This window comes from Burkholderia sp. MSMB1826, assembly GCF_001526325.1.
Lineage (GTDB): Bacteria > Pseudomonadota > Gammaproteobacteria > Burkholderiales > Burkholderiaceae > Burkholderia.
On record NZ_LOYN01000032.1, the window covers coordinates 1 to 12216 of the forward strand.

Consider the following 12216-nt stretch of genomic DNA (forward strand, 5'->3'; position numbering starts at 1 on the left):
CGACTATTTGGTCGATTTCTACAACCATCGTCGCCTTCACTCGGCTGCGAAGGGAATGCCGCCAGCGCGTTTCGAAGCGCTCGCAGCCTAACCCGGAGCTATGTCCAGAGTTACTTGACCACTTCAGCTGTCTCAGTCAAGCAAGGAGGGAGGTTTATGTCCTCTGGCGGGAGATGAAGGTGGCGGAGATTGTAGCTTGTGGCATGGGGACGGTGGATGAGGAGACGCGACAGGAATGCTTAGTGAAGCTTTTGCCGGTGCAGAAGTGATATTCGCAGCTTGTTTCCGAGGCGCAAGGAATGTCGAAGGAAGTTGTTCAATAGGATAGGTCGCATTGATGTTGCTCGGTCGGGCGAAGGAGTCCACTGGATTGAGATAGTGCTTTCTTCGAGGATATGGTCGCATTACGCAGTGGTATCGTTGTTTGGTAAATTTAAAATTATAGTCGTGAATGATTAGAGCTAGCGCCGTTACCTTCATTTCTGCTGGAATGTATTCCCCCAAAAAACGCGACCACGCACTTGCTCGTCGACAGTTATATCTAAACTATGGTGCCTTGTCTTTGGCGACGAAACTCCAACTTGCCGGTCATGATGTCGCACTCATTCACGGCGAGCATCGCTCCCCTGAAGATGTTCTCGGCCAGTTGCGCGAAAGCAATCGGTTTCCGTCAATTTATCCGTTAATGATTTCTATTCCGAGTTTCTACGCTTTGCCCTGGGCGCAAGTGTTCTGCAAACTGGCTCGGGCAGTTGATCCGAACTGCCGGATCGTCGTAGGTGGTCGATGGGTAGTTGGGCCCGATCCGCAGTGGCTTCGAGGAATGCTTCCGGAAGCTGACGTGCTGGCTCCTGGCTTGAGTGAAGGCGTTATCGAGAGGTTGCTGACCGAAAGCCCGGTGCTGTACCGGATCGCAGAACCAACGCCTGACTTTACGCTCAACCATCTTCTTGTGGACGGATATCGAAGGTACCAACCTAGCGTCGAGGCATCACGCGGCTGCGGCATGGGGTGCGCCTTCTGCGAGGAACGGGATATTCGGGTCGAGAAACTTGGCAACGCGGCCGCATTGGCTGCCTCCATGCAATTGGTTCACGAACAGTATGATGGAGAGGAAATCCACCCCTATCTACAATCGTCAATGTTCATGCCGACTGCGTGCTGGGCATCGTCGTTCGCTGACGAAACATCCCGCATCGGTCTAGAGATCGCTTGGCGTACTGAAACGAGGGTCGACGTGATGACGCCACAGACGTTAGCGTACCTCGCCGAAGCAGGCCTAAGTGTTCTTGACTTGGGTCTAGAGACTGCCTCACCTCGCCAGATTTTGAGGATGCGGAAATCAGACAATCCCGACCGCTATCTTCGCCGAGCCTCCGATCTACTTACGGCATGTCGGCACTATGGCATCAAAGCGAAAGTCAACGTCCTGCTTTACGCCGGCGAAACCCTGGAGACCTTGGCGGAGACGACCGACTGGCTTGATGAGCATCGCGATTCTGTGACAGGGGTTTCGGTCGGGCCCGTGGTGGCGTATGGACCGCCGAAGACGGCTACCCTGCTTCTGGACGAATGGCGTTTGCTCGGAGCCAGACCGGTAGACGAACTCGCTTCGATCACAACTGGAATCACGACAATGCATCTGAGCGACGATTTTTCTGTCGAAGCGGCCGAAGCTGCAAGCTTAGAGTTGTCCCGCCGTTTCATGGATGAGGACGCTTATTTCGCGCTCAAGAGTTTTTCCTATTACCCGCGTGACTATGGTCGCGCCGACTTCGAGCGCGACGTTGCAATGTCCGCTCTCTCTGCGTTGCCGTTCACAGTTGCCGAACCGGTGGCGACATCGTGTGACGATATTCGTGATTCCAATAATATATTGACAAACTGAGGAATATTTATGAATAGCAAGATGATAAAGGACCCTATTCACGGGGCGATCGAATTCGAGGGGGGCGCAGAGTCACTCCTAAAATCCATGTTGTCGGATCCGTATTTTCAGCGTCTACGTCGCGTTAAACAATTAGGTTTTTCAGACTTCGTCTTCCCCTCGGCTAGCCATTCCAGGTTTGCACACTCGCTTGGTGTTTATGCGGTCGCAAAACGTATGCTAAAAGTAGTGGAGCCTGAAGCCCAAGGTGGGAAATGGTCAATCAAGGGTAAGGCTTGTCTCGCTGCCGCGCTGCTTCACGATATTGGTCATGGCATGTTCAGTCACGCGTTCGAAAATGCGATTTCACTGTATATGGAGCGTAATCAGTCTTCTCGAAGCGGCTCACTTGCAGAGGCGTGCAACCATGAGTCGATCAGTCTACGGATTATCAGAGATTCCTCAATCACTCGGATTCTCGAAGAGATGGGGGGCGAATTCCCAGAAATGGTGGCGAGAATGATCGCCAAAGAAGACGAAACGTGCGTCTACACTTCGTTGGTATCGAGTCAGCTTGACGCGGACCGTTTGGATTATGCTAAACGTGATTCCTATTTCGCAGGTGTTTCCTCCGGTGGCATCGACCTAGAATGGTTGATGCGCAACTTGCAAGCTAAGGAGGGGGCGAACGGTCGCTTTCTATATGTAAACAGTAAGGCTTACATCGCGCTGGAACAATTCACCGTCACTTTGTTCCAACTTTATCCGACCCTGTACCTTCATAAGCGAACCCGTGGTGTCGAGTACATGTTCTCGTTGTTGTTAAGCCGAGTGTTTGAGTGCATTTATGCTGGGGAAGAAGCAAAAGCTGGTCTAACAGCGAGCCATCCCTTGGTGCAGTTCTTCAACAATCCCAAGCAACTTTCCCATGTCCTCCTTCTTGATGACACTATGTTCTGGGGATCGCTGTACCTTTTCCAGCAAGCAGATAACGAGTTAATCAAGACACTGGCCGAACGGATCGCTTTGCGAAAGTTCTACCCTATGCACGACATTTGGAAGTTCGCGGATGAGACGGCTGCCGACGACTCCACGATGAAGGGGCTTGACGCCAGTCAGCGACTACAAGTGCTGAACCAGGTTTGCACGCGGGTTTCAGAGCACCTACAAACCCAAAGTGGACTTTGGACCGAAACGTGTTGGTACGATAAGTATCCGAGAGATATCTACAAGCCACGGAACGTAGAGGGCGGCCATCCGCAGCAGATTAACGTTGAGGTGGGGGGCAAGATCGTCGACATTGCGTCGATTTCGCCGATTGTTGCGAGTGCGGCACGTTTCAGTATCCATCGCATCTTCTATGACGATGCCGACGTGGGTCTGGGAGGCAGGCTAGAAGCTGAAATTCGCGACCGTGTTAAACACGAGTTGGCGGTTGCCCTGAATGAGTCGGTGTAGGGGTGTAACTGTGAGAGGAGATTAAATCAGTTTCGTTCACTCGTCACGACTATGCGAGGTCATGATGATGTTCTACGCTGAGTGGAATGATGTCGGGCGGCATGCTCCCGAACGTATTCGTCTCCATCTTCTCGTGTTCGCAAAGACGATGCGTGCAATGAAGCTGGCAGGCGCGTGAACTCGCGCGCCGACGCCGTTTGCCAGAAGAACACGATCACGTAATCTGCCTGCGTCTCGGCATAATGCAACTATCCTCCCAACCGGGCATCACTGGTCGGCAGTTCTGCGCGTTTTTTCACGGCCTCGGCCAATTACTGCCGTTCGCCAATCCCACGAACCCGTCATTCGAATGACGGGTTTCCTCTGCGGATTCAACCCGTCGATGCAACACACTTGAAGCTGCATTCCACGAGTGACCTTGAAGCGATGGTTGACGCGTTCCATCTCAATTGGACGAAGTCGCCGGCAATTGGAAGCAGTTGTTGGTGTTACGCTCAAGAGGTGAGGAATGGTTGCAACGGCTTACCTCCTGTTGGAGTCACGCACTGGCTCTGTGAGCCATGGCATGACACGGATTTCAGGATGCTTGCCCTCGCTATGCCGCCACGTCAGATCTGCAACAAGAAAGTCCAGCCAAGCAGGTTCCAAACGCAACTCGCCCGCCTTTGGTGCTGGTTGCTGATGACGGTCCTTGAGCCAAGCCAAGATGCATTCGCGGACGGCGCGTGGATCCCCGAAGAAGTCTTTGAATTTTTCCACTTTCGGTCCGCCTGTTTCTGAACTTAGCTTCCCATTCTGCTTGTCTTCGAGTAGCACCTTCAACGCTTCAGCGAAGTCCTTGTATTCGTGCAATTGCCCGCATGCTTCAGGGAAGGCCTCATTTGTCAGCATTTCGCGTAACTTATCGCATCCCTCTGGAGTCAATTCACTGGTTAGTGCGTTTACTAGCCCTTCAGCGTTTTTTATCTTATCTATTATTTCAACAACAGGCAGATAGGCCACCAGAGACATGGGTTCGGGTAGTAATTGTGGGCGCGGTTTGCCACTGACCACATGCACGGGATCGAGGTCCACTACCACCAAGGCTTGATCGGTTGGCGACAGAGCTCCCTTGCAGTCGGGTTGCAAAATGCCCTTGCTCCAACCGTGGTACGGGGTCAAAAGTCCAACTACGCCGGCATGTTCAGGTTTCACGCCACTAACCGAATCAATGCCGATGAAACAGCTACCGCCAACGCCGATCTTCTTGTTGGCCGCATTACAAAACACGGTCGCTGTACCCGACGCTAGAACACTGGCCTGACCGGCGTGCCAATAATCGTTACTTCGGCTTGTTAAAGCGGGAACCAGCAAAACGGATCGCCGCTCACGCTTCCGTTGCGATAACGTCAGTAGTTCACCAAGGGCGATAACGTCATGGTTGACAAGATCTTTGGCTTCGGACGGATCGCCGCCAAATAGTTGCAACATCTTGGCTAACTCTTGCTGCAGCGGCGATCGGTTGGCTGGGCTTGTCAGCATGAACAACTCTGAGCAAATCAACTCCATGCAGTAACGCAGCTTTTGAGGAGCATGGACTAACGCTTGCAGTAGTGGAATCAGCTGGTCAGCGGACCACTCACCTTTCTTGGCGCGACTTCGGATACGACGCAATTCCTCCACCACTTTCTCTTCGGTGTATAGCGGTTGCAACGTATTGGTATACGGACGGAAGAGTTCGTGAGCTGCCACGGAACGGTACTTCTTACCACGCTGCAGCTCAATAACCTCCTCATTACCTTCCCGCCCAATGCCCGTTCGATCAGCGCCTTCTTGAGCGCCAGCGTCGCGGCGTTGATGGCTTCGGCCGTCATCGGACCGTTGCCGAACTGCTCGAGCAGCTCGGCCGGAATCGCCGGCAGAGCCGCCGGCTGGGCTTTCGGTTTGCGAGGCATAAACTCTCCTTGGGAGCATGTTATGCCTTAAACACAAAATTCCTGACAGGCCCCGGTTGGCGGAGTCGATGGCGCTGCCGACATGATACGGGCGCACTCGACGAAAATCGCAACCTGCAAGGGCGCTGTGGATTCGCTCCATTCGTGCGAAGATTGCGCGAAACGACACCGACACGTGCCCGAGAACGACGTGACCCTATCGAACCCTGAGAGCAAAGTGAACGCCGCCCACGCCCACCCACCCTGGATGCCCGTCGCGCTGGCCGAACTCGGCATCCGCCGCCATCCGCCCGGCAGCATCAACCCGCGCATCGTCGAGTACAACAACCAGACGAACCTGGTCGGCTACGACGACAAGGTTTCCTGGTGCTCGTCGTTCGTGAACTGGTGCATGGTGCATGCCGGATTCCGCGGTACAGGCTCGGCGCTCGCACGCTCGTGGCTCGAATGGGGCAAACCGCTGGAGCGCCCGGTCTACGGCTGCATCGCGATCCTGACGCGCGACGAGCCGACGAGTTGGAAAGGGCACGTTGGTTTCTACCTGCGCCACGATGCCGAACACGTGCATCTGTTCGGCGGCAATCAATTGGAAGAGGTTCGCGAGCTTGCGTACCCGTTGCATGAAGTAATCGGGTACCGTTGGCCACTGCCGGATGACCGCAACGCCGCGCCGGCGTAGCCGTGCAGGCCGTCGACGCGGCCTGCATCCCTATCAGGCATCGGCTTCAGTTCTTCGCGACGGCCTCGACCTCCGTCCCACCCGCCCCCTCATTCCTGCTCCACCCACCCCCAAGCGACCGATACAACGCCACCGCTGCCAGCGCGTGCTCGCGCTTGACCTGATTGAGCGAATCCGAATCCCTTAGATAGACCTCCTGCGCCGACAGCACATCGAGAAAATCGGTCGCGCCGCCCTTGTAAAGCTGATTCGCCAATCCAAGCGCTTTATCGGAAGCCGCCAATGCGCTACCAAGCCTCCGCGTCGCCTCGTCGGAACTGACGAGATTCGCGCGCGCATCCTCGACTTCCCGCAACGCTTGCAGCATCGTCTGCCGTAACCCGAGTTCGGACTCGCGCATCCGGCTTTCGCTCTGCGAGATATCGGCGGTAATCCGTCCCGCGTTGAAGATCGGGCTCGTCGCACTCAGCGCCGCGCTGAACAGGTTATCCGTCAACGTCGGCAACCCGAGATACGAAGCCGCCAGAATCCCGTCCGTCAGGTTCAACGAAAACTTCGGATACCGCTCGGCCTTGGCCACGCCCACTTGTGCCGCCCGCCGCTCGACTTGAGCGTAGGCAGTCAGCACATCGGGCCGCCGCAACAACGCTTGCGAAGGCAACGTCCCCGGCACACCGACCGGCGGCGCCGGAATCTCCCCGGCCTGCGCCAGCACGAGCCGATCGACCGATTCCGGCGTCCGCCCCGAATACACGGCGATCAGATTGAGCTGATGCGATATCTGCGCCTGCGTCGGCGGAATCCTGGCTTCGAGCGCATCGAGCTGGTTCTGCGCGCGCGTCACGTCGAGTTCCGTCGACAGCCCGAAGGCCTGTCGCTTGCGCGTGAGTTCGAGCGCATGCTGCCGGATCCTTGCGTTATCCTGCAGAATCTTCAATTCCTGCTGCGCCCAGCGCAAATCGACATACGCGGATGCCGCATCGGCCGCGAGCGCGAGGCGCATCGCGTCTTCCGCATGCTTCTGCCCAACTAGCTCGGCCTGTGCGGCCAGCAATTCGAGCCGTTCGCCGCCGAACACATCGGGCGACCAGCTCAGTGCGAGCCCCGCACCGGCCTGCCGCACGTAGCCGAGCGGCGGCGGCGTGTTCTGTCGCGCGTCGGCCGCATGGGCGGTCGCATCGAGTTCGGGCAGCAGCACCGCGCGCTTTTGCACGGTCAGCGCCTGCGCCTGCTTCACGCGTTCGGCGGCGGCTTGCAGATCGAGGTTGCCGTCGAGCACGGTCGCGATCAACCGGTCCAGCACGGGATCGTGGAATTGCGCCCACCAGGCGGCAGCGTCGATGTCCGCGCGCGGCACGTCGGTATCCCACGCGGTGGGCGCAAGCGTCTGAACCGATTCGGTCAACGCCGGATGTTGCGCGGGCTGCACCGCACACCCGGCGGCGAATGCGCTGACGGCCAGCGCGACGAGTAGCTTCTTCATGATGATCCTTTGGCCTCAGTGCGCGTCCGGCGGCGGCGCATTCAACGTAATGGGTTTGGAAAACACGACGGCAAGCAGCGCGACGACGAAGCACAGCGACAGTGCGTAGTACGCGTCCGCATAGGTGAGCGTCAGCGCTTCGCGATAGATCAGCCGATGCAGGTTCGCGAGGCCGGCCTGTGCGGTATTCAACGTATTGCCGGCCACCGATCCCCAGTACGCGGCCTGGCGATCGAGCAGCGATGCGACTTGCGGTTCGCCGGCGCTCACGTGCTCGTTCAGCCGCAGGTAATGAAAATTCAGCCGGTCGTTGAGCATCGTCGCACTCACCGCGATGCCAATCGCTCCGCCGAGGTTGCGCATCAGGTTGAACAACCCGCTCGCCGATTTCAGTCGCGACTGCGGCAGCGAGCCGAGCGCCATCGTCACGATCGGCGGCACGCTGAACTGCTGGCCGATGCCGCGCAGCGCCTGCGGCAGCAGCAATTCCCGCCAGCCCCAGTCGTGCGTGATCGGCGTGTACAGGTAGCAGCCGAGGCCGAAGCAGATCAACCCGAACACGAGCAGTGCACGCATGCTGAAGTAGCGCGCGGCGAACGCATACGCGCACAGCGCGATCAACTGGAACGCGCCGACCGACAACAGCGCGATGCCGATCTGCAGCGAGCTGAACGCGCGCACCTGCGCGAGGAACAGCGGCGTCAGGAACACGGTCACGAAGATCCCGATGCCGGTCACGAACGACAGCAGGCTGCCGATCCCGAAGTTGCGTACGGCGAGCGCGCGCAGGTCGACGATCGGATCGTCGGCGGTCAGCGCGTGCACGATGAACAGGAAGCCGCAGATGCCGGAGATCCACGCGCAGATGACGATCGCGTCGTCGCCGAACCAGTTCTTGCGCGGGCCTTCTTCGAGTACGTATTCGAGGCAGCCGAGGAAGCCGGACATCAGCGCGATGCCGAGATAGTCGCCGCGCTTGATCAGGCTGAGGTCGGGCTCGTCGATATGCACGTAGCGCGGCACGAGCGCGGCCACCGCGATGCCCGGCACGAGGTTCAGGTAGAACAGCCAGTGCCACGACCATTGGTCGGTGATCCAGCCGCCGATCACCGGGCCGATCGCCGGCGCGAGCGATGCGAGCGCGCCGATGGTCGTCGACGCGATCAGTCGCTGCTTGCCGGGAAACAGCACGAACGCGGTGGTGAACACGGTCGGGATCATCGCGGCGCCGAGCGCGCCCTGCATCCCGCGGAACAGGATCATCGAGTTGATGTCCCACGCAAGCCCGCACAGCATGCTGGTGATCGTGAAACCGACGGCCGATGCGACGAACAGCCAGCGCGTCGACATCACCTTCGACAGCCAGCCCGACATCGGGATCACGATGATCTCGGCGATCAGGTACGCGGTCTGCACCCACGACAATTCGTCCTGGCTCGCGGACAGCCCGCCGCCGATGTCGCGCAGCGACGACGCGACGATCTGGATGTCGAGCGTCGCCATGAAGAAGCCGACGCACATCAGCGCGAACGCGAACACGCGCTGCTTCGTCGGTTGCGACGCGGGGTCGCCGGAAAACGCGGTGGTCATCGTCGGCTCCCGCTCAGTGCTTGTGGTCGGTATGCACGGTCACGACCGCGGACAGGCCGGGGCGCAGCACCTGCTCGATGCCGGGCTGCGGATCGAGATGCACGCGCACGGGCACGCGCTGGACGATCTTCGTGAAGTTGCCGGTCGCGTTCTCGGGCGGCAGTACGCTGAAGGTCGCGCCGGTCGCGGGCGCCAGGCTGTCGACGCGGCCATGCAGGCGCGTGCTCGACGCGTCGAGCGCGACGTCGACGCGATCGCCCGCGCGCATCTTGCGCAACTGGTCTTCCTTGAAGTTCGCGTCGACCCACAGGCCGGACGCCGGCACGACCGTCAGCAGCGGCACGCCGACGTTCGCGAGCATCCCGACGCGGCCCGTGCGGTTGCCGACGTAGCCGTCGACCGGCGAGCGGATCGTCGTGTATTCGACGTTGAGTGCCGCGACGCGCTGCGCGGCGAGCGCGGTGTTCACACGGGCCCGCGCATCGGCGAGCTGTGCGCCGAGCACGTCGAGCTGCCGCTTCGAGGCGAGCAGCGCGGCGTCGCTGCGTTCGACGGCCGCGCCGGCCTTCGAGTAATCGGCATCCGCGCGTTCGACGATCTGGTTCGATACGGCGTCCGACTTCACGAGCTCGCGATAGCGCACGCGGTCCGACGCGGCGCGCGTCAGTTCGGCCGACGACGCGTTCTTGTCCGCCGCGTGCTGGCCGATCACCGCGAATTGCAGTTGCTGCTTCGCCTCGAGTTCGGTCACGGCGGCGCGCGCGCTGTCGACTTCGGCGCCGGCCTGCGCGAGCTTCGCGTCGTAGTCGCGCGCATCGAGCTGCACGAGCACGTCGCCGGCCTTCACGCGCTGGTTGTCGGTCACGAGAATCTTGTCGACGAAGCCGTTGACCTTCGGCGCGAGCACCGTCACGTCGCCGCCGACATACGCGTCGTCGGTGCTTTCCTGGAAGCGCAGCACGAACAGCCAGTCGAGCGCGGCGGCCGCGACCACGACGACGACGGCGCCCACCGCGATGCGCATCCACGGCACGCGGCGTTGCTGCTTCGCGGGCCGCTCGGTTGTGGCTGCTTCGCGGGACGAGGCAGCGGCTTGGGTCGTATCCATCGATTCACCTATGTATATGCACTTTTCAAAACGACCGACGGCACGGCGTCGATCGGGGAAGGGGTCAGCGTTCCGGCAAGTTGTGCGTGACCCGGAACAATTCGTCTCTCAGGCGGGCCGCCTGCGTCGGCCCGAAGCACCGCTCGAACGCTTCCTGTGCGGCGAGCCAGTGCACGTGCGCATCGGCCACCTTCGTTTCGCCGTCCGCGGTCAGCGCGAACGTCTGGCCACGGCAGGGCGGCTCGATGCGCCCCGTCACCAGCGCCGCGCCGACGAGCGGCTTGAGCGCGCGCAGCAGCGCGGTGCGTTCGATCACCAGCACGTTCGACAACGTCGCCATCGTCAGGCCGGGCCGGTCGCGCAGCAGCGCGAGGATGCTGTACTGCGACGGCGTGACGCCCGCCCGCGACAGGTAACGCTCGTAGAACTGCGAAATCCGCCGGGCGGCTTGCCGGACTGCGAAGCAATCGTCGTCGGTGAGCGTGGTCTTGTGCATGTGCACATGTTAGGTGGCGGGGCGGCGCGAAGCGAGCGGCGCGGCGGGATCAGATTGGTGTCGTGGCTGTACCAATCGGCGCCGGCAACGCGCGTTCGCGCGCCGGGTCAAGCCGCCGCGGGCACACTCCAGCCTTCGCGGTCGCAATACGCGGCCGTGTAGTCGATGAACGCCTTCACCTTCGCGGGCAGCAGCGCGCGGTTCGCGTAGGCGAGCTTGATGTCGACGAACGCATCGACGAGATCGGCGCCTTCCAGCAACTGCACGAGCGCGCCCGACGCGAGTTCGGCCTCGACGAGCGTTTTCGGGACGATGCCGATGCCGAAGTCGTGCATCACCATTTCGCGGTTGAACACGGGGCTGTTCGACGAGATGTCGAAACGGAACGGCACGGTAAGCGTGTCGCCGTCGACGCGGAACGACAGCGCGGGGCGGCGCAGCGACGGCGAGATCGGCACGAACGGATGAAGGGCGAGGTCGGCCGGCGTCTCGGGGCGCGCATGCGCGTGCAGATACGCGGGCGTCGCGACGATCACGACCGGAATGCGCTCGATCAGCCGCACGACGGTCGATTCGCTCGTCAGCATGTACGGCACGACGATGCCGATGTCGTAGCCTTCGCCGACCAGATCGACCGGGCGCTCGGTCAGCGTGACGTCGAGGCGCACGTTCGGATGCGCGGTCTTGAAGCCGGCGATCAGCGGCACGAGGCGGTTCAGCGCGGCCGTCGTATGCGCGACGAGGCGCAGCAGCCCCTCGGGCTCGCGCGTGTGCGTCTGCGCTTGCACTTCCAGGGCATCGAGCTCGTCGAGTACGGCTGCGCAACGTTCGTAGATCCGCTCGGCCGTTTCGGTCAGCGACACCTGGCGCGTGGTCCGGTGCAGCAGCCGGCTGCCGAAGCGCGCCTCCAGATCCGCGACCGCGCGCGACACGACCGGCCGCGCAAGGCCGTGCATGTCCGCGGCGCGCGTGAAACTGCGCATCTCCACCACCGACCGGAAGATCCGCAGCTTGTCGATGTAGTCCATGTCCGTCTCCTTGACGCGATGGCCGGCCGCCGGCCGGTGTTACGACGGAGTGTACATTGACTTTATGCATATGCACATATAGATTGCGAAACATGAACGACATCTCGATTGCTCAGACCTGCAACTGCCTCGCGCTGCGCCAGGCGGCGCGCTTCGTCACGCAGTTGTACGAGCGCCATCTGGCCCCGGTTGGCGTCACGCCCGCGCAGTTCTCGATCATGGCGAACCTCGCGCATCGGCCCGGCCTCGTGATGAGCGAACTCGCCGATACGCTCGTGATGGATCGCACGACCTTGCTGCGCGCGCTGAAGCCGTTGCAGCGCGACGGCTTCGTCGCGACGGCTGCGTCCGAGCACGATGCGCGTGCCCATGCGCTCCATCTCACGAAGCTCGGCGAGCGCACGTTTGCGCAGGCGAAAGTCGCTTGGCAGGCCGCACAGGACGAATTCGACGCGCAGTTCGGCCGTGATCGCGCAAAGGCGTTGCGCAATGAGCTGTTCAGCCTGACGGCGGAACGCTAGGCGATGCTTCGGTGTGGCGAGCGACTGGTGCGAAATCCGAGCCATTGGTAGG

The 12216-nt window shown here is 60.6% G+C and carries 10 protein-coding genes and 1 pseudogene; 4 read left to right on the top strand and 7 right to left on the bottom strand.

What is annotated here, in order from left to right; genetic code table 11:
* Positions 1 to 562: 562 nt before the first annotated feature.
* The gene (locus WS95_RS20250) at positions 563 to 1888 is read left to right on the top strand and encodes a B12-binding domain-containing radical SAM protein (RefSeq protein ID WP_218921600.1); all 1326 of its coding nucleotides are present in this window, start codon (positions 563 to 565) and stop codon (positions 1886 to 1888) included.
* A gap of 9 nt (positions 1889 to 1897) precedes the next feature.
* Positions 1898 to 3325 carry an HD domain-containing protein gene (locus WS95_RS20255; protein ID WP_059825303.1) on the top strand — a complete coding sequence of 476 codons (1428 nt, stop codon included), beginning with the start codon at positions 1898 to 1900 and terminating at the stop codon, positions 3323 to 3325.
* Between the two features lie 522 nt (positions 3326 to 3847).
* Here the strand turns inward: WS95_RS20255 and WS95_RS34925 are convergent.
* Together WS95_RS34925 and WS95_RS34930 are read right to left on the bottom strand one after the other, a co-directional pair.
* Positions 3848 to 4846: a hypothetical protein gene (locus WS95_RS34925; protein ID WP_156444514.1), complete on the bottom strand. Its 999-nt coding sequence runs from the start codon at positions 4844 to 4846 to the stop codon at positions 3848 to 3850.
* Positions 4847 to 5088: 242 nt separating this feature from the next.
* A pseudogene (locus WS95_RS34930) lies at positions 5089 to 5259 on the bottom strand (IS256 family transposase); the annotation flags it as partial.
* A 247-nt stretch (positions 5260 to 5506) separates the two neighbouring features.
* On the opposite strand from WS95_RS34930, the gene WS95_RS20265 reads away from it, so the two are divergent.
* Positions 5507 to 5938, top strand: coding sequence for a TIGR02594 family protein (locus tag WS95_RS20265; protein WP_059825309.1), 432 nt, complete (start codon positions 5507 to 5509; stop codon positions 5936 to 5938).
* Between the two features lie 46 nt (positions 5939 to 5984).
* On the opposite strand, the gene WS95_RS20270 is transcribed toward WS95_RS20265, so the two are convergent.
* The 5 genes from WS95_RS20270 to WS95_RS20290 form a co-directional block, all read right to left on the bottom strand.
* On the bottom strand, positions 5985 to 7421 hold the full coding sequence (locus tag WS95_RS20270; protein ID WP_059825312.1) for an efflux transporter outer membrane subunit: 1437 nt from the start codon (positions 7419 to 7421) through the stop codon (positions 5985 to 5987).
* A gap of 15 nt (positions 7422 to 7436) precedes the next feature.
* Positions 7437 to 9011 (bottom strand): DHA2 family efflux MFS transporter permease subunit, encoded by a 1575-nt coding sequence (locus tag WS95_RS20275; RefSeq protein WP_059784244.1) that lies wholly within the window; start codon positions 9009 to 9011, stop codon positions 7437 to 7439.
* 13 nt (positions 9012 to 9024) lie between these two features.
* Positions 9025 to 10119, bottom strand: a complete 1095-nt coding sequence (locus WS95_RS20280) for an HlyD family secretion protein (RefSeq protein ID WP_034205337.1) — start codon at positions 10117 to 10119, stop codon at positions 9025 to 9027.
* Positions 10120 to 10183: 64 nt separating this feature from the next.
* Positions 10184 to 10615 (bottom strand): MarR family winged helix-turn-helix transcriptional regulator, encoded by a 432-nt coding sequence (locus WS95_RS20285; RefSeq protein ID WP_059825315.1) that lies wholly within the window; start codon positions 10613 to 10615, stop codon positions 10184 to 10186.
* A 107-nt stretch (positions 10616 to 10722) separates the two neighbouring features.
* Positions 10723 to 11643, bottom strand: coding sequence for a LysR family transcriptional regulator (locus tag WS95_RS20290; RefSeq protein ID WP_059825318.1), 921 nt, complete (start codon positions 11641 to 11643; stop codon positions 10723 to 10725).
* Between the two features lie 92 nt (positions 11644 to 11735).
* On the opposite strand from WS95_RS20290, the gene WS95_RS20295 reads away from it, so the two are divergent.
* Positions 11736 to 12164, top strand: a complete 429-nt coding sequence (locus WS95_RS20295) for a MarR family winged helix-turn-helix transcriptional regulator (RefSeq protein ID WP_059825321.1) — start codon at positions 11736 to 11738, stop codon at positions 12162 to 12164.
* Positions 12165 to 12216: the final 52 nt, after the last annotated feature.